Annotated in this window: 28 protein-coding genes; 15 read left to right on the top strand and 13 right to left on the bottom strand. The window is 64.2% G+C overall.

Annotated features, from left to right (window positions below; genetic code table 11):
• From parC to KW832_RS15830, 3 genes are read right to left on the bottom strand one after another with little or no spacing between them, the layout of a single operon-like run.
• Positions 1-2,358 carry a DNA topoisomerase IV subunit A gene (parC, locus tag KW832_RS15840; protein WP_218300626.1) on the bottom strand — a complete coding sequence of 786 codons (2,358 nt, stop codon included), beginning with the start codon at positions 2,356-2,358 and terminating at the stop codon, positions 1-3.
• A complete protein-coding gene (locus KW832_RS15835; RefSeq protein ID WP_218300625.1) occupies positions 2,355-3,188 on the bottom strand; it encodes a lytic transglycosylase domain-containing protein in 834 nt (277 codons plus the stop codon). Before KW832_RS15835 ends, parC begins: the two co-directional genes overlap by 4 nt.
• Before the next feature lie 39 nt (positions 3,189-3,227).
• Positions 3,228-5,210 (bottom strand): DNA topoisomerase IV subunit B, encoded by a 1,983-nt coding sequence (locus KW832_RS15830; protein ID WP_218300624.1) that lies wholly within the window; start codon positions 5,208-5,210, stop codon positions 3,228-3,230.
• 130 nt (positions 5,211-5,340) lie between these two features.
• Here KW832_RS15830 and KW832_RS15825 point away from each other — a divergent pair, with 130 nt between their 5' ends.
• The 6 genes from KW832_RS15825 (at position 5,341) to KW832_RS15800 (ending at position 10,321) form a co-directional block, all read left to right on the top strand.
• The gene (locus KW832_RS15825) at positions 5,341-6,558 is read left to right on the top strand and encodes an MFS transporter (RefSeq protein WP_055400907.1); all 1,218 of its coding nucleotides are present in this window, start codon (positions 5,341-5,343) and stop codon (positions 6,556-6,558) included.
• 24 nt (positions 6,559-6,582) lie between these two features.
• Entirely contained in the window at positions 6,583-6,750 is a 168-nt protein-coding gene (locus KW832_RS15820) for a hypothetical protein (RefSeq protein WP_176886539.1), read from the top strand.
• A 79-nt stretch (positions 6,751-6,829) separates the two neighbouring features.
• A complete protein-coding gene (locus KW832_RS15815; RefSeq protein ID WP_121505840.1) occupies positions 6,830-7,384 on the top strand; it encodes a bifunctional 2-polyprenyl-6-hydroxyphenol methylase/3-demethylubiquinol 3-O-methyltransferase UbiG in 555 nt (184 codons plus the stop codon).
• Positions 7,385-7,414: 30 nt separating this feature from the next.
• On the top strand, positions 7,415-8,311 hold the full coding sequence (dapA, locus tag KW832_RS15810; protein ID WP_121505839.1) for a 4-hydroxy-tetrahydrodipicolinate synthase: 897 nt from the start codon (positions 7,415-7,417) through the stop codon (positions 8,309-8,311).
• Between the two features lie 45 nt (positions 8,312-8,356).
• Positions 8,357-9,448, top strand: a complete 1,092-nt coding sequence (gene bamC, locus KW832_RS15805) for an outer membrane protein assembly factor BamC (RefSeq protein ID WP_082437569.1) — start codon at positions 8,357-8,359, stop codon at positions 9,446-9,448.
• A 90-nt stretch (positions 9,449-9,538) separates the two neighbouring features.
• On the top strand, positions 9,539-10,321 hold the full coding sequence (locus KW832_RS15800; RefSeq protein WP_218300623.1) for an MBL fold metallo-hydrolase: 783 nt from the start codon (positions 9,539-9,541) through the stop codon (positions 10,319-10,321).
• A 133-nt stretch (positions 10,322-10,454) separates the two neighbouring features.
• On the opposite strand, the gene KW832_RS15795 is transcribed toward KW832_RS15800, so the two are convergent.
• The 3 genes from KW832_RS15795 to KW832_RS15785 all read right to left on the bottom strand — a co-directional run bounded on the left by KW832_RS15795 (position 10,455) and on the right by KW832_RS15785 (position 12,583).
• Positions 10,455-10,709: a hypothetical protein gene (locus KW832_RS15795; protein ID WP_082437568.1), complete on the bottom strand. Its 255-nt coding sequence runs from the start codon at positions 10,707-10,709 to the stop codon at positions 10,455-10,457.
• A gap of 201 nt (positions 10,710-10,910) precedes the next feature.
• Positions 10,911-11,432 (bottom strand): hypothetical protein, encoded by a 522-nt coding sequence (locus tag KW832_RS15790; protein WP_218300622.1) that lies wholly within the window; start codon positions 11,430-11,432, stop codon positions 10,911-10,913.
• A 26-nt stretch (positions 11,433-11,458) separates the two neighbouring features.
• The gene (locus KW832_RS15785) at positions 11,459-12,583 is read right to left on the bottom strand and encodes a JmjC domain-containing protein (RefSeq protein WP_218300621.1); all 1,125 of its coding nucleotides are present in this window, start codon (positions 12,581-12,583) and stop codon (positions 11,459-11,461) included.
• A 54-nt stretch (positions 12,584-12,637) separates the two neighbouring features.
• Between KW832_RS15785 and KW832_RS15780 the strand changes: the two genes are divergently transcribed.
• A complete protein-coding gene (locus KW832_RS15780) occupies positions 12,638-13,162 on the top strand; it encodes a peptidylprolyl isomerase (RefSeq protein WP_121420676.1) in 525 nt (174 codons plus the stop codon).
• A 59-nt stretch (positions 13,163-13,221) separates the two neighbouring features.
• Here KW832_RS15780 and KW832_RS15775 read toward each other — a convergent pair whose 3' ends face one another.
• The 4 genes from KW832_RS15775 to coaBC form a co-directional block, all read right to left on the bottom strand.
• Positions 13,222-13,713, bottom strand: a complete 492-nt coding sequence (locus tag KW832_RS15775) for a glycine zipper 2TM domain-containing protein (RefSeq protein WP_218300620.1) — start codon at positions 13,711-13,713, stop codon at positions 13,222-13,224.
• 195 nt (positions 13,714-13,908) lie between these two features.
• On the bottom strand, positions 13,909-14,355 hold the full coding sequence (dut, locus tag KW832_RS15770; RefSeq protein ID WP_121505833.1) for a dUTP diphosphatase: 447 nt from the start codon (positions 14,353-14,355) through the stop codon (positions 13,909-13,911).
• Between the two features lie 2 nt (positions 14,356-14,357).
• Positions 14,358-14,828 (bottom strand): hypothetical protein, encoded by a 471-nt coding sequence (locus tag KW832_RS25705; RefSeq protein ID WP_228899421.1) that lies wholly within the window; start codon positions 14,826-14,828, stop codon positions 14,358-14,360.
• Between the two features lie 21 nt (positions 14,829-14,849).
• Entirely contained in the window at positions 14,850-16,073 is a 1,224-nt protein-coding gene (gene coaBC / locus KW832_RS15760) for a bifunctional phosphopantothenoylcysteine decarboxylase/phosphopantothenate--cysteine ligase CoaBC (protein ID WP_218300619.1), read from the bottom strand.
• Between the two features lie 91 nt (positions 16,074-16,164).
• Between coaBC and KW832_RS15755 the strand changes: the two genes are divergently transcribed.
• From KW832_RS15755 to KW832_RS15730, 6 genes are all read left to right on the top strand, one after another.
• Positions 16,165-17,823 carry a CTP synthase gene (locus KW832_RS15755; RefSeq protein WP_108496941.1) on the top strand — a complete coding sequence of 553 codons (1,659 nt, stop codon included), beginning with the start codon at positions 16,165-16,167 and terminating at the stop codon, positions 17,821-17,823.
• Between the two features lie 12 nt (positions 17,824-17,835).
• Positions 17,836-18,690: a 3-deoxy-8-phosphooctulonate synthase gene (kdsA, locus tag KW832_RS15750; RefSeq protein ID WP_218300618.1), complete on the top strand. Its 855-nt coding sequence runs from the start codon at positions 17,836-17,838 to the stop codon at positions 18,688-18,690.
• Positions 18,691-18,702: 12 nt separating this feature from the next.
• A complete protein-coding gene (locus tag KW832_RS15745; protein WP_121420681.1) occupies positions 18,703-19,008 on the top strand; it encodes a DUF1330 domain-containing protein in 306 nt (101 codons plus the stop codon).
• A gap of 24 nt (positions 19,009-19,032) precedes the next feature.
• Positions 19,033-20,319, top strand: coding sequence for a phosphopyruvate hydratase (gene eno, locus KW832_RS15740; RefSeq protein ID WP_108626910.1), 1,287 nt, complete (start codon positions 19,033-19,035; stop codon positions 20,317-20,319).
• A gap of 23 nt (positions 20,320-20,342) precedes the next feature.
• Positions 20,343-20,621, top strand: a complete 279-nt coding sequence (locus KW832_RS15735) for a septum formation initiator family protein (RefSeq protein ID WP_121420682.1) — start codon at positions 20,343-20,345, stop codon at positions 20,619-20,621.
• 111 nt (positions 20,622-20,732) lie between these two features.
• Entirely contained in the window at positions 20,733-21,227 is a 495-nt protein-coding gene (locus tag KW832_RS15730) for a hypothetical protein (RefSeq protein WP_218300617.1), read from the top strand.
• A 61-nt stretch (positions 21,228-21,288) separates the two neighbouring features.
• On the opposite strand, the gene KW832_RS15725 is transcribed toward KW832_RS15730, so the two are convergent.
• From KW832_RS15725 to KW832_RS15715, 3 genes are all read right to left on the bottom strand, one after another.
• Positions 21,289-21,777: a CZB domain-containing protein gene (locus KW832_RS15725; protein WP_121420683.1), complete on the bottom strand. Its 489-nt coding sequence runs from the start codon at positions 21,775-21,777 to the stop codon at positions 21,289-21,291.
• 229 nt (positions 21,778-22,006) lie between these two features.
• Positions 22,007-22,999, bottom strand: a complete 993-nt coding sequence (locus KW832_RS15720; RefSeq protein WP_121420684.1) for an Hsp33 family molecular chaperone HslO — start codon at positions 22,997-22,999, stop codon at positions 22,007-22,009.
• Positions 23,000-23,053: 54 nt separating this feature from the next.
• Positions 23,054-23,578 carry a gamma carbonic anhydrase family protein gene (locus KW832_RS15715; protein WP_121420685.1) on the bottom strand — a complete coding sequence of 175 codons (525 nt, stop codon included), beginning with the start codon at positions 23,576-23,578 and terminating at the stop codon, positions 23,054-23,056.
• A 110-nt stretch (positions 23,579-23,688) separates the two neighbouring features.
• Between KW832_RS15715 and KW832_RS15710 the strand changes: the two genes are divergently transcribed.
• Positions 23,689-24,492, top strand: a complete 804-nt coding sequence (locus KW832_RS15710; protein ID WP_218300616.1) for a ferritin-like domain-containing protein — start codon at positions 23,689-23,691, stop codon at positions 24,490-24,492.
• A 184-nt stretch (positions 24,493-24,676) separates the two neighbouring features.
• Complete coding sequence (locus KW832_RS15705; protein ID WP_121505827.1) at positions 24,677-25,942, top strand: EAL and HDOD domain-containing protein; 1,266 nt, start codon at positions 24,677-24,679, stop codon at positions 25,940-25,942.
• Positions 25,943-25,944: the final 2 nt, after the last annotated feature.

Genomic DNA, 25,944 nt, shown 5'->3' with positions numbered 1-25,944 from the left:
TTACTCCACGCGCGTCACTGCGTTGGGCTTGAAGCCCAGATCCGCCGCCTTGCCCTTGCGGCCTCGCGCGGCGCGGGCGTTGTTCAGGCTGCGGATCTCGAGCGTCTCGTCGCGCTGCTTGCCGCCCCGGCCAATGCCATCCAGGCGAATGCTGCGTGTGTAGGCTGCGGCTCCCGCCAGCTGGTCCTTGTCTTCCAGGTCAATCAGCATCAGCCCGCGACCGCCGTTGACCATGGTTTTCAGCTCGGTGATCTCGAACGTGAGGATGCGCCCGCCCGTGGAGGCACAGGCCACATGCGTGGCAGGCAGCACGGGCTTGCTGCCCGTGGTGCCCGCAGCATGCGAAGGCACACACACCGTCTCGCCCTCGCCCAACGTGAGGAAGGCCTTGCCGCCCTTCTGGCGCGAGACCATGTTCTCCACCGCCGCCAGAAAGCCGTAGCCACCGGAGTTGGACAGCAGCAGCGTGGCGTTGGCGGGCCCTGCAAAGTAGTGCAGCAGTTGGGTGCCGGCTTCCAACTCAATCAGCGTGGTCACCGGCTGGCCGTCACCGCGTGCGCCGGGCAGCAATGACACCGCCACCGAGTACACGCGGCCATTGCTGCCAAAGGCCAGCAAGGTATCGACCGTACGGCATTCAAACGTGCCATACAGGCCATCTCCCGCCTTGAAGGCAAAACTGGCAGCCTCGTGGCCATGGCCGGTGCGAGCGCGCACCCAGCCTTTTTGCGAGACGATCACCGTGACGGGCTCGTCCACCACCTTCACTTCGGCCACAGCCTTTTTCTCGGCCTGGATCAGCGTGCGGCGCGCATCGGCAAAGGTCTTGGCGTCGGCCTCGATCTCCTTGACCATGGTGCGGCGCAGCGAGCCGGGGTTGTTCAGAATGTCTTCTAGCTTGCCCTGGCTTTCGCGCAGTTCTTTCAGTTCCTGCTCGATCTTGATGGCTTCGAGCCGCGCAAGCTGGCGCAGGCGAATTTCAAGGATGTCTTCGGCCTGTCGATCGCTGAGGTTGAAGCGCGCAATCAGCGCGGCCTTGGGCTCCTCGGCCGCACGGATGATGGCGATCACCTCGTCGATGTTGAGCAGCACGGTCTGCCGCCCTTCGAGGATGTGGATGCGCTCGAGCACCTTGTTCAGGCGGTGCTGGCTGCGGCGCGTGATCGTTGTCTGGCGGAAGGCGATCCACTCTTCCAGCATCACCCGCAGCGACTTTTGCACCGGCTTGCCGTCGAGCCCCACCATGGTGAGGTTGATGGGGGCCGAGGTCTCCAGGCTGGTGTGCGCCAGCAGCGCGGTGATCAGCTCCTGCTGCGGGGTCTTGCCCGTCTTGGGCTCGAACACCAGGCGCACGGGGGCGTCTTTGCTGGATTCGTCGCGCACGACATCCAGCACGGCCAGGATGCTGGCCTTCAGTTGCGTCTGGTCCTGGCTCAGCGCCTTCTTGCCGGCCTTGACTTTGGGGTTGGTGATTTCCTCGATCTCTTCGAGCACGCGCTGCGTGCTCACGCCCGGTGGCAGCTCGTTCACCACCAGTTGCCACTGGCCACGCGCCAGTTCCTCGATCTTCCAGCGCGCGCGCACCTTGAGGCTGCCCCGGCCGGTGCGGTAGGCATCGGCAATGTCACCGGGGCTGCTGATGATCTGGCCACCGCCGGGGTAGTCGGGCCCGGGCACGATGGCCAGCAGCTCGTCCTGGCTCAGCGAAGGTGTCTTGATGAGCGCAATGCAGGCGTCGGCAATCTCGCGCAGGTTGTGGCTGGGGATTTCGGTGGCCAGGCCCACGGCGATGCCGCTGGCGCCGTTGAGCAACGCAAACGGCAGGCGGGCGGGTAACTGGCGCGGCTCCTCGGTGCTGCCGTCGTAGTTGGGCATGAAATCCACTGTGCCTTCGTCGATCTCGTCGAGCAGCAGGCTGGTGATGCGCGACAGGCGCGCCTCGGTGTAGCGCATGGCAGCGGCGCCATCGCCATCGCGGCTGCCGAAGTTGCCCTGGCCGTCGATCAGCGGGTAGCGCTGGGCAAAGTCCTGCGCCATGCGCACCAGCGCGTCGTAGGCCGACTGGTCACCATGCGGGTGGAAGCGGCCCAGCACATCGCCCACCACGCGGGCGCTCTTGACCGGCTTGGCGGCAGTATTGCGCGTAGGGCCGCTGTAGCCCAGGCCCATGCGGTCCATCGAATACAGGATGCGCCTCTGCACGGGCTTGAGGCCGTCGCACACATCGGGCAACGCACGGCCCTTGACGACCGACAGTGCGTATTCAAGGTAGGCGCGCTGGGCATAGCCCGCAAGGCCCAGGGAGTCGCCCCCGTCATCGCCTGCGGTGGTGAAATCCAAAGTCGGTTGGTCGCTCATTCGTTAACTACAGGTTCTTGATTCAGGTTCTGGTCGCGTGTCTGCGCGACGCGGGTGGGCGGCAGGTTGCCCCTGTTGGTGGCACCGCCCGAGAGCTCCATGCGTACGCGGCCAGGCGCTGCACGCTGTGCCAGCACGGGTGCCGGGGGCTTGAGCTGGGCATACAGGCCCAGCACGGTGCGCACATAGCTCTGCGTTTCCTTGTACGCGGGGATTTGGTTGCCCGCGCGCTGTACCGCACCTTCACCGGCGTTGTAGGCCGCCACGGCTAGGTCCATGCGACCGGGGAACAGGTCCAGCAGGTGGCGCAGGTAACGGGTGCCAGTGGGCACATTCACCGCCGGGTCGGTCAGCTTCTGTTCCACCGTGCGCTTGGCGTCGCTGCTCACGCCAAAGCGGTTGGCGGTGGCGGGCATCACCTGCATCAGGCCCACGGCGCCCTTGGGCGACACGGCGGTGGCGTCAAAGCCGGACTCGGTCGCGATCACGGCCTGCAGCAGCTCGTAGTCCACACCGTGTTTGGCGGACGCAGCGCGCAGGTGGTGTTTGACGCGTTTGTAGTCGGGGGCGATGTCAAAAAAGGCCAGCAGGCGCGCGCCTGCTGCGGGCAGCGCGTAGGGCATGGGCGACGCATTGGCAGGCGCGTCGCGGGTGGAGTCAAAGTCGTTGCCGCGAAAAAACAGCTGGTAGCGCGCATCGACCTGCTCGGCCGCAAAGTGCGTCACGCCGCGCTCGTCCACATGCGCCCACAGGTCCGCATGGGCCATTTGCTGCACAAAACATAGCAGCAAACCCAATACAGACAAGCGCAGGGCACTATTTTTGTTCATATTTTGATCACAAACACCGGGCGGAGCGCGTCGATGCGGTCAGATATCGATCTCGACCGCATCGCCATGCAGCTCCATCAGCTCACGGCGCGCGGCGGCTTCGCCCTTGCCCATGAGCTTGGTGATGAGGCCTTCGGTGGCGGCAAAGTCCATGTCGCCCAGTTGCACGGGCAGCAGGCGGCGGGTGTCGGGGTTGAGCGTGGTTTCCCACAGCTGCTCGGCGTTCATCTCGCCCAGGCCCTTGAAGCGGCTGATCTGGCACTTCTCTTTGGGCACGCCGTCCTTGGCGCACTTGTCGAGGATGGCCGTCAGTTCGCCATCGTCCAGCGCATACATCTTGGCGGCGGGCTTCTTGCCGCGCGCGGGTACATCCACGCGGAACAGCGGCGGGCGCGCCACATAGATGTGGCCGGTTTCGATGAGCTTGGGGAAGTGGCGGAAGAAGAGCGTGAGCAGCAGCACCTGGATGTGCGAGCCATCCACGTCGGCGTCACTCAAGATGCAAACCTTGCCGTAGCGCAGGCCGCTCAAATCCGGAGTGTCGTTGGGGCCATGCGGGTCCACGCCGATGGCCACCGAGATGTCGTGGATTTCGTTGTTGGCAAACAGGCGGTCGCGCTCCACCTCCCAGGTGTTGAGCACCTTGCCGCGCAGCGGCAGGATGGCCTGGCTTTCCTTGTCGCGGCCCATCTTGGCGCTGCCGCCGGCCGAGTCGCCCTCGACCAGGAAGACTTCGTTGTGGGCGATGTCCTTGCTTTCGCAGTCGGTGAGCTTGCCGGGCAACACGGCCACGCCCGAGCCCTTGCGTTTTTCGACCTTCTGGCCCGCCTTCTGGCGCGTCTGCGCGGCCTTGATGGCCAGCTCGGCAAGCTTCTTGCCGTATTCGACATGCTGGTTGAGCCACAGCTCCAGCGCCGGGCGCACGAAGCCGCTGACCAGCCGCACCGCGTCGCGCGAGTTCAGGCGCTCCTTGATCTGGCCCTGGAACTGCGGGTCGAGCACCTTGGCACTGAGCACATAGCTGGCGCGCGCAAACACGTCCTCGGGCAGCAGCTTCACACCCTTGGGCAGCAGGCTGTGCAGCTCGATGAAGCTCTTGACTGCATTGAACAGGCCGTCGCGCAGGCCGCTCTCGTGCGTGCCGCCCGCGCTCGTGGGAATCAGGTTGACGTAGCTCTCGCGCACGGGCTGGCCGTCTTCGGTGAAGGCGACACACCAGGATGCGCCCTCGCCTTCGGCAAAACTTTCGTTGTTGCGGTCGGCAAAACCCTCGCCTTCAAACAGCGGGATCACCGGGTCGCCGTTGAGCGTCTGCATGAGGTAGTCGCGCAGGCCGCCCTTGTACTGCCAGGTTTGCGTGTCGCGGGTTTTCTCGTTGACGAGCTGCACCGTGACGCCCGGCATGAGCACCGCCTTGCTGCGCAGCAGGTGGGTCAACTCGCCCATGGGCAGCGCGCTCGACTCGAAATACTTGGCGTCGGGCCACACGCGCACCGACGTGCCCTGCTTGCGCTCGCCCGCCTCCAGCGGCCGGGCCACCAGGGGTTCGATCACGTCACCGGCCGAGAACACCAGGCGTGCCGCCTTGCCTTCGCGGTAGCTCGTTGCCTCCAGTCGTGTGGCCAAAGCGTTGGTCACACTCACGCCCACGCCGTGCAGGCCGCCCGAGAAGCTGTAGGCGCCGCCCTTGCCCTTGTCGAACTTGCCACCCGCGTGCAGCCGGGTGAACACCAGTTCGATCACCGGGGCGTTTTCCTCGGGGTGCATGCCAAACGGAATGCCCCGGCCGTCGTCCTCCACGCTGACCGAGCCGTCGGCATGCAGCGTGACGCGGATCTTCTTGCCGTGCCCGGCCAGCGCCTCGTCGGCCGCGTTGTCCAGCACCTCCTGAACGATGTGCAGGGGGTTGTCGGTGCGGGTGTACATGCCCGGGCGTTGCTTGACGGGCTCCAGGCCCTTGAGCACGCGGATCGAGCCTTCGGAATATTCGCTGGCGGATGCAGAAGACGGTTTGGCAGACATGGGGCGGATTGTAGTGCGGCAACGCAGCAATAGCTGGATATAAAACCAGCCCCACCTTCGCCCCTGCTACCAACTGTATTGGTCCCCGGTGTATCAGCACGTTTCACGCAATCTGGCTACATTCCTGCGCATGCATACGAATCCTCCCAAACTGTCCATGTTCCAGGTGCTGGCCTGCGGCGCGGCCATCGTGACCCTGTCGATGGGCATCCGCCACGGCTTCGGGCTCTGGCTCTTGCCCATCACCCAGGAGATGGGCTGGACGCGCCAGTCGTTCGCACTGGCAATTGCCATCCAGAACCTGTCCTGGGGCCTGATCGGCATTTTTGCGGGCATGGTGGCCGACCGGTTTGGCGCGTTCCGCGTGCTGATGGGCGGTGCCGTGCTGTACGGCCTGGGCCTGGCGGGCATGGCACTGTCGCCCACGCCCACGCTGTTTGCGCTGACGGCGGGCGTGCTGATTGGCGCGGCCCAGGCAGGCACCACCTATGCCGTGATCTACGGTGTGCTGGGGCGCCAGATTGCACCCGAACGCCGGTCCTGGGCCATGGGTGTGGCTGCTGCGGCAGGCTCGTTCGGCCAGTTCCTCATGGTGCCGGTGGAAGGCTGGCTGATTGCCGGACTGGGTTGGCAGCAGGCGCTGCTGGCGCTGTCCTTGATGGTGCTGCTCATCGTGCCGCTGGCCTTTGGGCTGCGCGAGCCCAACTTCGCGGGAGCGGCCCCGGTCAAGCGCGAGCAGACGATCCTGCAAGCGCTGGGCGAGGCGTTCCGCTACCCCAGTTTCAACCTGTTGATGGCGGGCTACTTCGTCTGTGGATTCCAGGTGGTGTTCATCGGCGTGCACATGCCCAGCTACCTCAAGGACCACGGCCTGTCGCCCCAGGTGGCCAGCTATGCACTGGCGCTGATTGGCCTGTTCAATGTGCTGGGCACCTATGTGGCCGGCACGCTGGGCCAGCGCATGCCCAAGCGGTTCATCCTGGCTTTTATCTACTTTGCGCGGGCTGCGGCCATCAGCGTGTTCCTGCTGGTGCCGCTGTCGCCGCTGTCGGTGTATGTGTTCTCGGCGGTGATGGGCACGCTGTGGCTGTCTACCATCCCGCCCACCAACGCCACCATCGCGCAAATCTTTGGCGTGCAGCATCTGTCGATGCTGGGCGGCTTCGTGTTCTTCAGCCACCAGATCGGCAGCTTCCTGGGCGTGTGGCTGGGGGGCTATCTGTATGACGCGACGGGCAGCTACGATATCGTCTGGTACATCGCCATCGGCCTGGGTATTTTTGCCGGGCTGGTAAACCTGCCGGTCCGGGAAAGCCCCATCCAGCGCGGCGCAGCCCAACCTGCCTGACCATCCCCTGCAAAGAACTTCTTCATGCCCACCGTCAGCGCATCCACCACCCCGCCCGGCAGCAGCGTGCCACGGGTATGGCGCTGGCTTGGCTGGATCACGGCGGTAGTGCTGTGCCTGGCGGTGTTTGGCATGTACACGGTGCCGGACTTCATGGTGATGCTGGCCGACCAGATGTGGGCGTGCTTCTGAGCCCGCGCCTTCCTCTTTCAAGTTTTTTGGCCGCTAGCGCTTGATGGACAAGCGCTGATAGCTATATTTTCAATAGCACATGCACGGTAACGAAGCTCCCTCCGACTGGGTCCGCCGCTGGTCCCACCTGATTGCGCCGGGCAGCACGGTGCTCGACGTGGCTTGCGGCGCCGGGCGCCACCTGCGCTGGCTGCGCGGCCTGGGGCACTCCGTGGTGGGGGTGGACCGCTCTGCCGAGGCTCTGGCCGCTTGCGAGGGTCTGGGTGAACTGGTACTGGCCGACATCGAGAGCGGCCCATGGCCCTTTGCAGGCCGCCAGTTTGGTGCCGTGGTGGTCACCAACTACCTGTGGCGGCCCCTGCTGGCCACCCTAGTGGAAAGCGTGGCCCCAGGCGGTGTGCTGATCTACGAGACCTTTGCACACGGCAACGAAACTGTGGGCCGCCCGGCCCGGCCGGAGTTCCTGCTGCGGCCCGGAGAACTGCTGACCGCCTGCACGGGGCTGCGCACGCTAGCCTATGAAGACGGCTTCCAAAAAAACCCCGACCGTTTCGTGCAACGCATCACGGCCGTGCGGGAACTCCCGCCGCCTGGGGGACCCTCACGACATCTTCTGCCCATGTGGGCTAGTTAGAATGCTCTTTTACCGTTTACCACTGCGGACATGACCTCTTCCTCCGTCGCTCTCACCGGCAGCATCGTCGCCCTCGTCACTCCCATGCACGAGGACGGTAGCGTGGACTACCCGGCCCTGCGCAAACTGATCGACTGGCACATTGCCGAAGGCACCGACTGCATCGGCGTGGTGGGCACCACGGGCGAGTCGCCCACCGTCAACGTCGAAGAACATTGCGAGATCATCCGCGTGGCCGTGGAGCAATCTGCCAAGCGCGTGCCCATCATGGCGGGCTGTGGCGCCAATTCGACCGCCGAAGCCATCGAGCTGGCCAAGTTCGCGCGCGGTGTGGGGGCCGACAGCCAGTTGCAGGTCGTGCCGTACTACAACAAGCCTACGCAAGAGGGCCAGTTCCAGCATTTCAAGGCGATTGCCGAAGCCACGGGCGACCTGCCCATCGTGCTGTACAACGTGCCCGGCCGCTCGGTGGCCGATATGCAGCACGACACCGTGCTGCGCCTGACCCAGGTGCCCGGCATCATCGGCATCAAGGAAGCCACCGGCAACATCGAACGCGCCCAGTGGCTCATCCGCGATGTGCCCCAGGGCTTTGGCGTGTATTCGGGCGACGACCCGACCGCTGTGGCGCTGATGCTGTGCGGAGGCCACGGCAACATCAGCGTGACGGCCAACGTCGCCCCGCGCCTCATGCACGAACTGTGTGTGGCTGCCCTGGCGGGCGATGCACGCCGGGCCATGGAAATCCAGTTCAAGCTGATGCCGGTGCACAAGAACCTGTTTGTCGAAGCCAACCCCATCCCGGTCAAGTGGGCCATGGCCCGCATGGGCCTGTGCGGTGGCACGATGCGCCTGCCCATGACGCCGCTGACCACCAGCAACGAGGCTGTGGTCGAATCTGCGCTGCGCACCAGCGGCCTGATCTAATCCGGGCTGCGCCCGCTCCCCGAGACACTCTCCAAGGATTTCCGCGTGAAAGCTGCTACCACCCGCCTGAGCCTGCTGGCCCTTGCCATGGCCCTGTCTGCCTGTGCCGCCCTGGAGGGCGACAAGATCGACTACAAGAGCGCGACCAAAGGCTCGACCCTGGAAGTCCCGCCAGACCTGACCCAGCTGTCGCGTGATTCACGCTACAACGTCCCAGGCGGCGCCGTCTCGGCCGCCGCCATGCAGGCCGGCCAGGCTGCTCAGCCATCGGGCACCGCCAACGCCGCAGCCCTGCAACTGGGCGACGTGCGCATCGAGCGCGACGGCAACCAGCGCTGGCTGGTGGTCAACCGCCCGGCCGACAAGCTCTGGGAACCCGTGCGCGACTTCTGGCAGGAAAGCGGCTTCAACCTGGCGCAGGCAGACGCCAACGTGGGCATCATGGAAACCGACTGGGCCGAAAACCGCGCCAAGCTGCCGCAGGATTTCATCCGATCGACCCTGGGCAAGCTGCTCGACTCGCTGTACTCCACCGGTGAACGCGACAAGTTCCGCACGCGCCTGGAGCGCAACGCCAATGGCGGCACCGAGATCTACATCACCCACCGCGGCATGATTGAGGTCTACGGCAACGTTTCCAAAGACAGCACCGTGTGGCAACCCCGCCCCTCCGACCCGGAACTCGAAACCGAATTCCTGCGCCGCCTGATGGTCAAGCTGGGCGTGAGCCAAGAGCAGTCCAAGGCAGTGGCTGCTGCCCCCGCCCCACGCGCTCAGTCGGCCCGCATGGCCACGGTAGACAACAAACCCGTGGTCCAGCTTGACGAGGGTTTTGACCGCGCATGGCGCCGCATCGGCCTGGCCCTGGACCGCACCGGCTTCACGGTGGAAGACCGCAATCGCAATGAAGGCACCTACTTTGTGCGCTATGTGGCTCCCAATGCCGAGAAGAAGGAGCCAGGGTTCTTCGGCAAACTCTTCAGCTCGTCCAACGCCACACCTCCACTCAAGTACCGCATTCTGGTGCGCAGCCAAGGGGAGTCCACCACGGTATCGGTGCTCAACGAAGCCGGCGTCCCCGAATCGTCCGCCAATGCCGAGCGCATCGTCCGCGTGATTGCCGACGATCTGAAATAAGCGACGAACCGCGCGCCTCTTCGCTCCCCCTGACTGGGCCCGGGGTCCAGGCTACAGAGGTGCTGCGCGGCAAGCGCCTTCAACCACGACATGCTGCGTTTCAAGAACCTGGGTAGCGGCAGCACGGGCAATGCCACGGTGGTGGAAGGCAGCAGCGGCACACAGGTACGCCGCCTGCTGATCGATTGCGGATTCGGCATCCGGCAACTGCAGACCCGCCTGGCGCAAGCGCAGTTGCAGATCGAAGACCTGGATGCCGTCTTCATCACCCACGAACACTCGGACCACATCGGCTGTGCACTGGCCGTGGCCGTGCGCTACCGCATCCCGGTATGGATGAGCCAGGGCACCTACGCCGCCCTCGGAGCCCCCGACTTTGATGGCATGCTGCGCATCGCACACGACATGGAGGCTCTGGACCTCGGCACCTTCAGCGCCCTGCCCTTCACGGTGCCCCATGATGCGCGCGAGCCGCTGCAGCTGCGCTGCTCGGACGGCGCATCCCACCTAGGTGTGCTCACCGACCTGGGCCACGCCAGCGACCATGTTCTGCAGCAACTACAAGGCTGCCATGCGTTGATGATTGAAGCCAACCACGACCCCGCAATGCTCGAAGCATCCCGGTATCCGACCTTCTTGAAACGCCGCGTCGGGGGACCGTATGGGCACTTGGCCAATTTTGCGACAGCCGACATCCTGCGTGCCGTGCGGCACCCTGGCCTGCAGCGTGTGGTGGCCGCCCACCTGAGCGCACAGAACAATGCACCCAGCCTCGCTCAACAGGCGCTAGGCCTTGCACTGGAGTGGTCCGCCGAGGAAATCACCGTCGCCAGCCCAACGGTGGGAACGCCCTGGCTTGCAGTTGCAGGATGAAGTGACTCCGGTCACGCCGCAAACGACCAACTCCGGGGAAGGAAAACGCCCCAAAAAAGAAAAAGCCCCGACCTTGCGGTGCGGGGCTCTCGGTCGATAGCAGGTTTTGCAACCTGCTGCGGCCTGCAGCGAATTACTTGGCTGCGGAAGCGCCAGTAGCAGCGGTGGCAGCAGCGTCAGCGGCAGCCTTGGCAGCATCGGCAGCAGGAGCCGAGGCAGCGTCGGAAGCGGCAGGAGCGGCTTCAGAAGCGGCAGGAGCTGGTGCGGGTGCTGGAGCTGGGGCTTCCACGGCAGCTGGTGCTGGAGCAGGAGCGGGCTCTTCCTTCTTGCCACAAGCGGCGAGTGCAGCAGCGGCGATCAGGGCGGCCAGAACGAGAGAGTTCTTCATTTCGATTTTCCTAGTTGGACAGACAGAATCTTGAAAAGCCACGGCGTCAGGCTTTTTGGAAGCCCCGGTACGCTTTGGCACAATGCGCTTGGCTTGCACCTTTTCGGCGCAGCCGCTGATTATATTGGTATTTAGTCAATACAGACTAACACTGACGAAACCTTTACGCCCAATTGACAAGGCGCAAAGCGCGCATTTGGCTCATAACCCCAGCGTCGATGCGGGGAAACCGGGCGTGCTTTTGCTGCGCACCCACTCGTTGAGCGTCTCGCGCAGCAGCACACGGCGATCTGGTTCAAAGCCTGCAACCCCCACGCACCGCTCCGGGTCCAGCCGTTGCATCACCCAGTGCGGGGACCACAATGCACTGGGAATATCCAGTGGATCAGCCGCCGGGCTGCGACGGCAATTGATGATGTGGTCCCAGGTGCCCCGCCAACGCACAAAACGCGCGTGCCGACGGATCACATCATCGTAGCTGCACGCCAGCATGGTGAAACGCCGACTTCCATGGGCCCAATCCTGCAAGGCCTCCACCACACTGCGTTCGCCCAGGGGCCAGTCATGGAAATTCGCATCGCTGATCACAATTTCCTTCCAGCCATCCCGGGCGGCTGTGGCAATCGCGTCGCGCACCATTTGCTGAAACGCTTCACGGCTGCTGAAACGACCCACCGGGAGATCGGGCCGCGAATCGGCGGAACTGGCAGAAGTCTCGGTCATGGCGGTGTCTCCCGGCGTGCTTCGATCTATCCAGCCCAGACGTGGGCCCAGCCCGCATCACACCAGGACGACAGCAGTTCCAGCGCGTCGTCACTGGCGCGCGCAAGCTCGCGGGCGGTCAACTGACGTTCATCAGCCAGCCGGCGCATTAGCGTCGCATCGCGGCCTGCTGCGCGGTAGCTCTCGCCATTGATGAACACATGGTGCGTGTCGTACATCATGCGGCTGCGGCGGTCCAGGCGCACCCCTTCCAGCATCACGCCTGTATCGCCGGGTTCGAACCACACATTCGGCTTGGGCTCAGTCAGATACTCCCCCAGTGCGCGCTCCAAAACAAGGGGCTGCGCCAGTGCGCGGCTCAAAGCATCCCGCGCAAAGTCCTGCAAACCCGCCGGAATGGCCGCAGGTTGAGACACAGCTTCCTGCTGGGCATCGCGGTACAGCAGGGGCTTGTCTTGATCCGCAGCATCCTCGGCCAGGCGCACCAACAATTCCTGGCCCAGTTCGGCGCGGGACGGCACCTTAAAGCCGATCGAATAAGTCATGCATTCGCCCTCGGCGATGCCATCGTGGGCATAACGCGGCGGCAGGTACAGCATGTCGCCCGGCTCCAGCAGGTACTCCTCTTCAGGCTCGAACTGCGCCAGCACTTTGAGGGGAATACCTTCGCGCAGCGTGAGATCCTTCTGGCGGCCAATGCGCCAACGCCGCGTTCCGTGGGCCTGCAACAGAAAGACGTCGTAACTGTCGAAATGCGGGCCCACACCACCGCCGTCGGACGCATAACTGATCATGAGGTCATCAAGCCGCGCCTCCGGCACAAACCGGAACTGCTGCATCAGCGCATGCACGGCGTCGTTGTGCAGGTCAACGCCCTGCACCAGCAAAGTCCAATCGGGCTGCTGGAGCGCAGGCAGGGCACGCCTTTGAAAGGGTCCATGGCGCAGCTTCCACACCCCTTTGGCCAGTTGCACGAGGCGGGACTCCACGCCCTCCTGGGCGGCCAGCGCGAACAGCTCCGACCGCAACACAGGGGGAGCAAACTGGGGAATGGCCTGGCGCACCAGCAAGGGCTTCTTCTGCCAATGGCGGCGCATGAACTGGGCGGGGGTCAGGCCACCGAGCAGGGTAAGAGGTTGCTGGATATCCATGGGAACTGGTCTGCCCCTTTGCGGAGCCGTTGGTCAAACTGCGACAATTCTCCTATGGAAATTACCCAACAATGTGTGGTCGCACTGACCTGGACACTGAAAGACACCCTTGGCGAAGAACTGGATGTGCTCGACGATCCCGTAGAGTTTCTGGTGGGCGGCGACGACCTTCTACCCCGCATCGAAGAAGCCCTGCAAGGCCACGGCCCCGGTGCCACGCTGGCGTTGCACCTGGAGCCCGAAGATGCGTTTGGTGACTTCAACGACCAACTGCTGTTCCTGGAGCCACGCGATCTTTTTCCGGCAGAGATCGAAGAGGGAATGACGTTTGACGGCGCCGCGCTGCCCGAGGGCTGCAATCCCGATGCCCCCCGCACGGGGCTCTACACGGTCACGGAGATCTATCCGGAGCATGTGGTCCTGGACGGCAATCACCCGTTGGCGGGGATTGCGCTGCGCTTGCAGTTGACCGTACAGGCCGTGCGGGAAGCCACCGAAGAGGAAATTGGCCGGGGCAGCGCCGGCACAGGCTTTTTTCGGGTACAGCCGCAGGCGCCTGGCAGTAACCTGCTCCACTGAGCTGGGCGAAAGGAAGGCCCTGAACGGTTTTCAGAGCCTAGCCAAGCCCGAATGGTCGATTAAAGGCGTGAAATCTGGCCGTTGTACAGGCGTACACGGTCGCCAATGCGCAGATCGCCGGGGCTGCTTACGTCGTAGACGCGGTAGCCGCCGTGATCGAGTTGCACCGACAGGCGGTAGCCCTGTACTTCCTGGCTGTTGTTGCGGCCCTCAATGGCATTGCCTGCTACTGCGCCTCCAACAATGCCCACGCCGGTTGCGGCGGCACGACCGGAGCCCTTGCCGATCTGGTTGCCCAGAACACCACCGACGACAGCACCGATCACAGCACCAGCCCCGGAGGTCTGGCCTTGCGACCGCCCCTGCAGCACTTCGATATTGGAAACCCGACCGTACTCCGTGCCAGCCGGATTGTTCGGGTAGGCCGGCGCCGTTTGGTAGCCGCCCGAATATTGTGGCGCGGGGGCCGATCGGTTGTGGCCGCAGGCGGCCAACGAGCCCACAAGGACCACGGCGCCAACGATGGCGAAAGAACGGGTAATTTGCAGCATTTTCGTACTCCTAAAGTCAGGGGGTGCACACGGCTTGCAGGGAATCCGGCCTTGGTGCGCATACCTAGATTGGAACAACGCCCCAGCCCCCTGTCCCGTAGACGCAGGGGCTGCGCCTGCGTCAGTAACAAACCCATCCAAAGGTAAGCGGCGTCTTACAACCCCAACCTGCCACGACCCCATTCAGCCCGGTGCTCAGGCCTTCCCGGTTGACCCGTAGCCACCCTCGCCCCGCTCCGTCGCTGCAAACTCAGTCACCACATTGAACTGCGCCTGCACCACCGGAACGATCACCAGCTGTGCGAGCCGCTCCATGGGCTCCAACGTGAATGCGGTGCTGCTGCGGTTCCAGGCGCTCACCATGAGCTGCCCCTGGTAGTCGCTGTCAATCAGGCCCACGAGATTGCCCAGCACGATGCCATGCTTGTGGCCCAGACCCGAGCGCGGCAGGATCAGCGCGGCGTACCCGGGGTCTTTGAGGTAGACGGCAATGCCCGTGGGCACCAGTTGCCAGGCATTCGGCTGCAGGGTGAGCGGAGCATCCAGGCAAGCGCGCAGGTCCAGGCCAGCACTGCCGGGGGTGGCATAGGTGGGCAATTGGTCCGCCATGCGCGGATCCAGAATCTTCACGTCAATCTTCACGGCTATTTCTTCTTTCCAGTTGTGCGCTGCTGGGCCACTTGCCGCAGCCGCTCCTGCAAGGGCTCCACGCCAGACGCGGCCCCGAAGGCTGCGGATGATAGGGCCTTGGGAGCCACGTCGATCAAACGCCCCAACCCCCACCAGGTGGCCGCCATGACCGCGAGCCCCGGCAAAGACCCTTGACTAAACATGAACAGCGCCACCCCGTGCAAGGCAATCAACACCAGCAGCACGGCGCGCACCGCACGCACAACGCCCAGTAAAGGCTTCAGAACCAGAGCGAGATCCGGCGGACCGGACTGGGGCGCCGGGCGCACCCCACCCGCCCCAGCGGGCTTCTGGGCGGTGGTGGAGCCAGGGGCTGGAGCCTGTACACCTCTGGCAGGTGCAGGCGCGGTCAGCCGTTCCACGTAGCGTGCAAAGTCGCCATCGGGCGGCGTATCCCATTCAGGCTTGGTGGCACCAGTCTTCATACGGCCTCCCGGCAAAGACCTCTAGGAACCCACAGGGGACAACCGCGCCGCAATCTCCCCGATCAGCTGCTGGGCCAGCACCCGCTTGGAAGCCCGGGGCAGCTCGCGGTGCCCTTGGGCGTCCACCAACAGCAGGGCATTGTCATCCTGCCCAAAGGTGGCAGGGCCAATGTTGCCCACCAGCAGCGGCACCCCTTTGCGCGCACGCTTGGCCGTGGCGTGGGCCAGCAGATCATGGCTTTCAGCAGCAAAACCGACGCAAAAGAGATCACCCTCCAGGGCATGCGATGACTTCGCGACCATGGCCAGGATGTCGGGGTTTTCCACGAAACCCAGTGCCGGTGTCTGGCCCGATCCGTCTTTCTTGATTTTCTGGGAGGACTGGCTGGCGGGCCGCCAGTCCGCCACGGCAGCGGTGGCAACGAACACCGACGCCGCCTGCACATGGCGCTGTACAACCGCCAGCATCTCCTGGGCCGACTGCACATTCACACGCTGCACCCCACGTGGCGTGGGCACATGCACAGGCCCGGCCACCAAAGTGACTTCGGCACCGGCCTCGCGGGCCGCACGGGCAATGGCAAAACCCATCTTTCCGCTCGAGAGGTTGGTGATGCCACGCACAGGATCGATCGCCTCAAAAGTGGGCCCCGCCGTCACCAGCACCTTGCGCCCCGCCAGGACCTTGGGCGCGAAGAAGGCAATCAACTCTTCCAGCAGCTCCACAGGCTCAAGCATGCGGCCATCCCCAGTCTCGCCACAAGCCTGGTCTCCGTTGCCCACACCCAGCACCACCGCGCCATCCTGCGCAACCTGGGCCAGGTTGCGCTGCGTGGCCGGATGGGCCCACATCTCGCGGTTCATGGCCGGAGCCAGCAGCAACGGCACCCGCTGCGCAGGGCGGGCCAGGCACAGCAAGCTGAGCAGCTCATCCGCCCTGCCCTGCACCAGCCGCGCGATGAAATCGGCGCTACATGGCGCTATCAGGATCGCGTCGGCCTCACGGCTCAGGTTGATGTGGGGCATGTTGTTGGGCTCGCGCGCATCCCACTGCGAGCCGTACACCGTGCGGCCAGACAGCGCCTGCATGGTGACCGGCGTGATGAATTGTTCAGCTGCCTCGGTCATCACCACCTGCACGGTGGCGCCCTCCTTGATGAGCTGGCGGCACAGATCGGCCGCCTTGTAGCAAGCCACGCCCCCACTCAGACCCAGAACAATGTGTTTGCCAGCAAGCTCATTCATGGCGCGAATTTAGCAGACGGGGGTGACCCTGCCCTCGGGGGTGTCGCCGGGGTGCCATCTATAATCCCAATTTCCCACCACCAAAAAAGACATGACCAAATTTGTCTTCGTCACCGGCGGTGTGGTGTCTTCCCTCGGTAAGGGAATCGCCTCAGCCTCCCTTGCCGCGATCCTCGAATCGCGGGGACTCAAAGTCACCCTCATCAAGCTTGACCCCTACATCAACGTAGACCCGGGCACCATGTCGCCGTTCCAGCACGGCGAGGTTTTCGTGACCGACGACGGCGCAGAAACCGACCTGGATCTGGGCCACTACGAGCGTTTCATCGAAACGCGCATGAAGAAAACCAACAACTTCACCACGGGCAAGATTTACCAGTCCGTGCTGGAGAAGGAACGTCGCGGCGACTACTTGGGCAAAACCGTGCAGGTCATTCCCCACGTCACCAACGAAATCCAGGAATTCATCAAGCGCGGCGCCGGCATCGGCACGCCGGATGCCGTGGATGTGGCCATTGTCGAAATCGGCGGCACCGTGGGTGACATCGAATCGCTGCCGTTCCTGGAAGCCGTGCGCCAGATGAGCCTGCGCATGGGCCCGAACAACGCAGCCTTCGTGCACCTGACCTACCTGCCCTGGATCGCTGCAGCGGGGGAGCTGAAAACCAAGCCCACCCAGCACACCGTGCAAAAGCTGCGCGAAATCGGCATCCAGGCCGACGCCCTGCTGTGCCGCGCCGACCGCCGCATCCCTGAAGAAGAGCGCGCCAAGATCTCGCTGTTCACCAACGTGCCCGAGTGGGGCGTGATCAGCATGTGGGACGTGGACACCATCTACAAGGTGCCCCGGATGTTGCACGAACAGGGCCTCGATGGCCTGATCTGCGACAAGCTGCGTCTGAACACCCCACCCACCAGCCTCAAGCGCTGGGACGACCTGGTGTACGAAACCGAACACCCCCAGGGCGAAGTCACCATCGCCATGGTCGGCAAGTATGTGGACCTGTCGGACAGCTACAAGTCCGTCAACGAGGCCCTGCGCCACGCGGGCATGCGCAACCATGTGCGCGTGAAGATCGACCATGTCGATTCCGAGACCATCGACAGCGCCGACGCGGCCGCCAAGCTGGCCAAGTACGACGCCATCCTGGTGCCCGGCGGCTTCGGCCAGCGTGGCGTGGAAGGAAAGATCGCCACGGCGCAGTTTGCCCGCGAACGCAAGGTGCCCTACCTGGGCATCTGCCTGGGCATGCAGGTGGCCACCATCGAATACGCCCGCCATGTGGCAGGCCTGGCCAACGCCAACAGCACCGAGTTCGACCCCACCACGCCCCACCCCGTGATCGCACTGATCACCGAGTGGAAGGATGCAGACGGCACCATCAAGAAGCGCGATGAAAACTCGGACCTGGGCGGCACCATGCGCCTGGGCGCGCAGAGCTCGGACGTGTCCAAGGACACGCTGGCCCACAGCATCTACGGCGACGTGGTGACCGAGCGCCACCGCCACCGCTACGAAGCCAACGTGAACTACCTGGACCAGCTGCGCAAGGCGGGCCTGGTGATCTCGGCGCTGACCCAGCGTGAAGAACTCACCGAAATCGTGGAGCTGCCGCAAACCGTGCACCCCTGGTTCATCGGCGTGCAGTTCCACCCCGAGTTCAAGTCCACGCCCTGGAACGGCCACCCGCTGTTCAACGCCTTTATCAAGGCCGCAGTGGAACACCAGCAAGCCGCAAAAAAAGCATAAGGGGACTCAAGCATGCAGCTGTGCGGATTCAACGTTGGCCTGGACCAGCGCTTTTTCCTGATCGCGGGCACCTGTTCCATTGAAGGCCTGGAAATGTCGCTCGACGTCGCAGGCCAGCTCAAGGAAGCCTGCGCGCCGCTGGGCATTCCGCTGATCTACAAAGGCTCGTTCGACAAGGCCAACCGCTCCTCCGGCACCAGCAAGCGCGGCGTCGGCATCGACGCTGGCCTCAAGATCCTCGATGAAGTGCGCCGCCAGCTGCAGCTGCCCATCCTGACCGACGTGCACGACACCTCGCACGTGGCCGAGGTGGCCAGCGTGGTGGACGTGCTGCAAACGCCTGCGTTCCTATGCCGCCAGACGGATTTCATCCGCGCGGTGGCGCAAAGCGGCAAGCCGGTGAACATCAAGAAGGGCCAGTTCCTGGCGCCCTGGGACATGAAGAACGTCATCGACAAGGCCCGGGCTGCAGCGGCCGAAGTTGGCCTGTCGGAAGACCGCTTCCTGGCCTGCGAGCGCGGTGTGAGCTTTGGCTACAACAACCTCGTGGCCGACATGACCAGCCTGGCCGAGATGCGCAACTCCGGTGCGCCCGTGGTGTTTGACGTCACCCACTCGGTGCAAAAACCCGGCGGCCTGGGTGCCGTGAGTGGTGGCGCGCGCGACATGGTGCCCGTGCTGGCCCGCGCCGGTGTAGCCGTGGGCGTGGCGGGCCTGTTCATGGAAACCCACCCCCGCCCTGCTGAGGCTTGGTCGGACGGCCCCAACGCCGTGCCGCTCAAGCACATGAAGGCGCTGCTCGAAACCCTGGTGGCACTGGACGACATCACGAAGAAAAGCGGATTTCTCGAAAGCAACTTCAACTAACAGGACGACCCCATGCCAGCTGCCTACATCATCGTGGACATGAAAGTGTCAAACCCCGAACAGTACAAAGACTACATGGCGGCCGCGCCCGCAGCCGTGAAGGCCCACGGTGGCGAATACCTGGTGCGCGGCGGAAAGTTCGAGACCCTGGAAGGCAACTGGACGCCCGCGCGCGTGGCGATGCTGCGCTTTCCCAGTTTCGATGCCGCCAAGGCTTTCTACGACGCCGAGCTGTACCGTGCCGCGCGCAGCAAGCGCGCCGGTGCGACCGAGTTTTTCAATATGGTGCTGGTCGAAGGCGTTGACGCCCCGGTCTGACCTCTATCTATCCAAAGGAAAAAAATGAGCGCAATCGTTGACATCGTAGGTCGCGAAATTCTGGACAGCCGCGGCAACCCCACCGTCGAATGCGACGTGTTGCTCGAATCGGGCGTGATGGGCCGGGCCGCCGTGCCGTCGGGCGCCTCCACCGGCAGCCGCGAAGCCATTGAAATGCGCGACGGCGACAAGAGCCGTTACCTGGGCAAGGGTGTGCTCAAGGCTGTGGAATACATCAACACCGAGATCAGCGAAGCCGTGCTGGGCCTGGACGCCTCCGAGCAGGCCTTCCTGGACAAGACCCTGATCGACCTGGACGGCACCGAGAACAAGAGCCGCCTGGGCGCCAACGCCATGCTGGCTGTGTCGATGGCCGTGGCCCGTGCTGCCGCCGAAGAGTCCGGCCTGCCCCTGTACCGCTACCTGGGCGGCATGGGCAGCGTGCAACTGCCCGTGCCCATGATGAACGTGATCAACGGCGGCGCGCACGCCAACAACAGCCTGGACCTGCAAGAGTTCATGATCATCCCGGTGGGCGCTCCCACGTTCCGTGAAGCCGTGCGCTGGGGCGCCGAAGTGTTCCACGCGCTCAAGAAGATTCTGCACGACAAGGGCATCAGCACCGCCGTGGGCGACGAAGGCGGCTTTGCCCCCAGCGTTGAAAACCACGAGGCGGCCATCCGCCTGATCCTGCAAGCCATCGAAGCCGCTGGCTACACGGCGGGCGAACAGATCGCCCTGGGCCTGGACTGCGCCGCGAGCGAGTTCTACAAGGATGGCCACTACGTGCTGGAAGGCGAAGGCGGCCTCAAGCTGACTGCGCAGCAATGGACGGACATGCTGGCGGCCTGGGTGGACAAGTACCCGATCATCAGCATTGAAGACGGTATGCACGAAGGCGACTGGGACGGCTGGAAACACCTGACCGAACGCCTGGGCGACAAGGTGCAGCTGGTGGGTGACGACCTGTTCGTGACCAACACCAAGATCCTGAAGGAAGGCATCGACAAGCGCATCGCCAACTCGATCCTGATCAAGATCAACCAGATCGGTACGCTGACCGAAACCTTTGCCGCCATCGAGATGGCCAAGCGCGCGGGCTACACCGCCGTGATCTCGCACCGCTCGGGCGAAACCGAAGACAGCACCATTGCCGACATCGCCGTGGGCACCAATGCGGGCCAGATCAAGACCGGCTCGCTGTCGCGCTCGGACCGCATCGCCAAGTACAACCAGCTGCTGCGCATTGAGGAAGACCTGGGCGAAATCGCACAGTACCCCGGCCGCGCTGCGTTCTATAACCTGCGCTGATCCCCATCCAGCCCGAGCGAGCCATGGGCTCCCGCCTTGTGCCTGTGATCCTGCTGGCCCTGCTGGCAGCGCTGCACGCCCAGCTCTGGCTCGGGCGGGGCAGCGTGCCGCGCGTCAACGAGATGCAGCGGCAAATCGATGTGCAAAAGGCTGCCAATGACCAGGCCAAGCTGGCCAACGAGCGCTTGTCGTCCGAGGTGCATGACCTCAAGGAAGGGCTCGACATGGTGGAAGAAAAGGCGCGCAGCGAACTGGGCATGGTCAAGCCCAACGAGGTCTACGTGCAGTTCACGCCACGCTGAGTCCTTGTGCTCACCCCTCCGGGGTTCAGTGCCCCGGCCCCCAAAAACTGCCCTTCGGATGTCTTGATGGTGGATTGGGGACGACGCCCCACCTTCTGCCCCCCTGCCACCGTGCCCCTCCCGCCCACAATTGTTCTCCTCGGCGCGCCCGGCACCGGGGCCCAGGCGCTGCGCGATGCGCTCCACGCGCAACTTGCCCCCGGCTCCGCGCAAATTCTCTGCAACCCTGGCCTGCCCTCTGAGGGGGTCGTGGATGCCAGCCTGATTCTGCTCATGGGGCTGGATCTGCCCTGCCCCACCAGCGAGCGGGCCGCACAGGAAGCCGCCGATGCACGTTTGCGTGCGGATCTGACCCAAGTGGGTATGGGCTATCGCGTTGTGTATGGCCACGGTGAGCAGCGCATTGCCAATGCGCTGAATGCTATAAAAAACATAGCTTCTAGCACTTACCCATCAAGCGCCAGAGGCAATTTCGATTCAGATTCTGGCTCCAGTACCCGCACAGCGCCCCGCCTGCGCGCCTGGAACTGCGAAAAATGCAGTGATCCCGAATGCGAACACCGACTCTTCACTGCACTGATGGGGCGGGACACAGGCTCCACCTAAAACCCGCGACCCGAGGCATATCCCCAAACAACGTGGAGGGGATGGAGGTAGAGGGATGAGATCAGGCCTGCTGCACCAGTCCGCGCTTGAGCTCCTTGAGCAGCAGCACCACTTGGCTGGAGCCATAGCGGTAGCCGCCATGGAGCACCTGCACGGCCTTGTCCCACTCGCCCTGCTGGGCCAGCTCCACCAGCATCGCGGCCTGTTCGTGGAAATACTGGTGGCGTGCCATCAGCACCGCATACGCAGGCTGGTCGCCCAGCAATTCACCGCCCACCCCATGCAGCCAGCGCCCGAGGGCACCCCGGTCACTGCGGCGCACCTCCGCAGGGTCCAGACCCTCGGTGGTGCGGCCTTCCAGGTAGTCCATGAGATGGGTTTTCCAGCGCTCGTGGGCATTGATAGCGGCGTCGATGTCGAGGGCCGCCAGCACGGTGTCCGCGCGCAGCGAATCCTGCGTGCCGGAAGCCCGGCTGCTGTCGCACAGCTCCAGGGAAGGCACAGCCTCTTGCCCCCGGGCACCCCCAAACACACGGCGTAGTAACCCCATAGCTCCTCTTGCACTTGCAGCACCACACCAAGAAAGCGGTGCGGCTGCGGGCCTGCCCCTGGGGTGGCCTTGCAGAGAACCTGCCGTGTGGAAGGCGACATCTTAGGGGCGCACAGCGTGATAAAGCGCGTGCGATTGTCAACGATGGTCATCCGCCCGGCACGTCGGCTGGCCCGTGGAGCGCAGGCAGCCGTGGCTGCGACGGGCGCCGGAAGACCTACCGGATGCCCTACTGGATGCCGGTGGGTCCCGGCGGCTGGCTGACGGTGGGTGGCACAAAAATCTGCGCGGCATCGACCGCGTCAAAGCGGTACTGCTGCCCGCAGAACTCGCAGCCCACCTCGATGTCTTCGCGTTCGGAGAGGATGCTCTCGGCTTCTTCGACGCCCAGGTTGCGCAGCATGTTGCTCACACGTTCACGGCTGCAGGTGCAGGCAAACCGAGGGCCGCTGGCGCCCTGCTGGGGCTCGAAGCGCAGCAGCTTTTCCTCCCAGAACAGGCGGCGCAGGATGGTGTCCACGTCCAGGGTCAGCAGCTCTTCGCGCGTGAGGCTGGCAGCCAGGTGGGCGATCCGGTTGTAGTCTTCGTTGTGGCCGATCTGGTCTTCGTTCTCGCGGTGCGTGAGGCCTGCGGCCAAATTGCCCTCGCCCTTGATCGGCATGCGCTGGATCAACAGGCCTGCAGCCACCTGGTCATTGGCGCCCAGCACCAGGATGGTGTCCAGCTGCTCGGACTGCAGCATGTAGTGCTGCAACACGTCGGACAGGCGCTCCAGCTTCTCGTGGCGGTCGCCATACAGCGGCACCACGCCCTGGTAGGGCTGCTGGCCTGGGTGGCGGTCCTTGGGGTCGAGCGTGATCGCGCAGCGGCCGCCACCGCCCACATTCACCATCTGGCTCAGGGCTGCGCCCTCTGGCACCTCGCTGTTCACGGTCGCCGTGGCTCGCAGGCTCAGGTCCGACTGCACTTCGGCCACGGCGAGCTTTACGGGGCCATCGCCAAACACCTGCAACACCAGTGCGCCGTTGAACTTGATGTTGGACTGCATGAGCACACCGGCGGCGGCCATCTCGCCCAGCAGCTCGCTCACGGGCGCAGGGTAGGCACCCGTGCTGGTGTTGCTGGCGCGGCGGCGCAGGATTTCGGTCCAGGCATCGGTCAGGCGCACGATCATGCCGCGCACGGGCAGGCCGTCGAAAAGAAACTTGTGGAGTTCAGACACGCAGGGGTTCCAGGAGAAAAGTGGACGGCAGCAACGAAAAAAAGTGGCCGCCGCTCAGGCGAGCTTGTGCAGGCCGTTGTGATAGCGGCGCGCGTTGTCGATGTAGTGCTGGGCGCTCTGGCGCAGGCCTTCAATCTGCTCGGGAGTCAGTTCGCGCACTGCCTTGGCAGGGCTGCCGATGATCATGGAGCCATCCGGGAACTCCTTGCCCTCGGTCACCAGCGCGCCCGCGCCCACCAGGCAATGCTTGCCGATCTTGGCGCCGTTGAGCACCACGGCGCCAATGCCGATGAGTGATTCGTCGCCGATGGTGCAGCCGTGCAGCATGACCTGGTGGCCCACCGTCACACGCTCACCCACCACCAGTGGCTTGCCGATGTCTGCATGCAAGACACTGGCATCCTGGATGTTGGAGCCAGCGCCGATGGTGATCGTCTCGGTATCGCCGCGGATCACCGTGCCGAACCAGACGCTGGCGTCTTCGCCCAGCACCACATTGCCCATCACTTGGGCACTGTCCGCCACCCAGGCCGATGCCGCCAACTGGGGCACCATGCCATCGAGTTCGTAAATCGCCATGCACCACTCCAAAAAAGAGGAAAGGCCAGCGTTTGCACAGGCCCAGGGAGGTCGCCAGACGTTACAAAGCGTGCGCCGTGTTCCGCATGGCAGGGCCTAGAATTGTAAGGATGGAGCTTCGCCACCGTGCACTGCAGGTCTTGTGCCTTGCAGACCCTGAACAAAAAGCAGCTGCAGCGCTTGATCTGCAAGCGCAATCAGCTACTCTTTCGATAGCAGAACAATCCCCCACTCCTCCATCTGACGCCAATGCACTGCCTGGCCGTCCCGAGCGGCCGGAGTTGCTTCGCCATACCGACGTCGCCCGCCGTTCGCCGGCCACTCCACAGGGGCGCGCCATTTTGATCCACGCCATTGCGCACATCGAGTTCAATGCCATCAATCTGGCACTCGACGCGGTATGGCGCTTTGACGGCATGCCCCGCAGCTACTACACCGACTGGATGCTGGTCGCTGGGGAAGAGGCCCGGCACTTTCGCCTGCTGCGCGATCACCTGCGCAGCCAGGGCCATGACTATGGCGACTTCCCGGCCCACCAGGGCCTGTGGACGATGTGCGAGAAGACCCAGCACGACATCCTGGCCCGCATGGCGCTGGTGCCGCGCACCCTGGAGGCGCGCGGGCTGGACGCCACGCCGCAGATTCAGGCCAAGCTGCGCCAAGTGGGCACGCCCGATGCGCTGGCCGCCGTGGGCATTCTCGACACCATCCTGCGCGACGAGGTGGGCCATGTGGCCATCGGCAACCACTGGTACCGCTGGCTGTGCGAGCGCCAGGGGGTAGACCCTGAAGCCCACTATGGCACCCTGGTCAAGCAGTACGAAGCCCCCCGCCTGAAACCCCCGTTCAACGAAGCCGCCCGCCGCAAGGCCGGGTTCACTGACAACGAGCTGCGCTGGCTCCAGCAGATCTGACATGGCTTGCGCAAAACAAGGCTCCGTCAAGCGGCCAGTCCCAGGGCGAGAAGGCTGGCGCATCCCGATGTATGCAAGCCCTGTCTGAATTCCTGGTTACAGCGCGCGCCCGCATCGGCTCCTACAATTTGCCGCGCCAGCCCCGCCCGCTGACACTGGCCCCTCTTTCTTCGATACTCCCTCCATGACTTCACCCACTGCCCCCGGCACTCCCACCGCACCGCCCTCCGGCAACCAGTCCTCGGTCGCCATGATCGCGCGGCAGGCCATCGTGAATGCGCAGCAGGTGGTGGTCGGCTATGAGCTGTTCAACCGCTCGCGCAGCGGCGCCGCACACACGGCCGCCACCGACGTGATCCTGGTCTTCACCGCCCTTTCGCACGCTGGCACTGAAGAGCTGGTGGGCAAAAAGCTCATCTTCGTGAACTGCACGCATGAAAGCCTTTCCGGTGGCCACCTCGAACTCGTGGAGCCCGACAAGGTGGTGCTCGAAATTCCTCCACTGGGCCACACTGCGGCCGAAGAAGTCGCCACGCGCCTGCCTATCTTGACCGAGCTGCGCGACCGGGGCTTTCACCTGGCGTTCAACCACACGGTGTTGCAGTCCGCGTATGCCCCGTGGTTGCCGCTGGCGGACTACATCAAGCTGGATCTTTCGGTACTGGCGCCCGACCAGCTGGCCGTGCTGATCAGCTACGCCGGGCGCCACTGCCAGGCCGAACTGATCGCGGAAAAAGTGGAAACTGCTCAGCAGTACGACATGGTCTCCAGCCAGGGCGTGCAGATGTTCCAGGGCTACTGGTTCGCACGGCCCGCGCTGGTCGAGGCCAAGCTGCTGACCCCGTCGCAGGCCAGCATCATTGAACTCATCAACCAGGTGCGCAAACAGGCCAGCACCGATGACATCGAAGAAACGCTCAAGAAAGACGCTGGCCTGGCCTTCAACCTGATGCGGCTGATCAACTCGGCAGGTTTTGGCCTGTCGCGCGAGATCACGTCTTTCCGCCAGGCCGTGATGCTCATGGGCCTGAAAAAACTGTTCCGCTGGGCAGCGCTGCTGCTCACTGCCTCGCGCACGGGCGGCACCCCATCGTCTGTGGGCCAGACCGCCGTGGTGCGGGGCCGCCTCATGGAACTGCTGGCGCTCGAAACCCTTCCGCCCGAAGAAGCCGACCAGGCCTTCGTCGTAGGCATCTTCTCGCTGCTGGACGTGATGCTGTCCATGCCCATGGAATCCGCGCTCGGCCTGCTCAACGTGCCTGAGCCCGTGGCGGCGGCGCTGCTGCGGCGAGAAGGCTTCCTGGGAGACCTGCTGACCCTGGCCGAAGCCTGCGAATCCAGCGACGATGTGGTGTTCGACCGCACGGCGGGCCTGCTGCACCTGACCAGCCAGCAGATCAACTTTGCGCACCTGCAAGCCCTGGCCTGGGCGGACCAACTCACCGACTGAAG

The sequence above is a fragment of the Acidovorax sp. sif0632 genome (assembly GCF_019218805.1).
GTDB classification, from domain to species: domain Bacteria; phylum Pseudomonadota; class Gammaproteobacteria; order Burkholderiales; family Burkholderiaceae_C; genus Acidovorax; species Acidovorax facilis.
The sequence above is the reverse complement of the archived record's forward strand: the minus strand, read 5'-3'. Positions and strand labels throughout refer to the sequence as shown.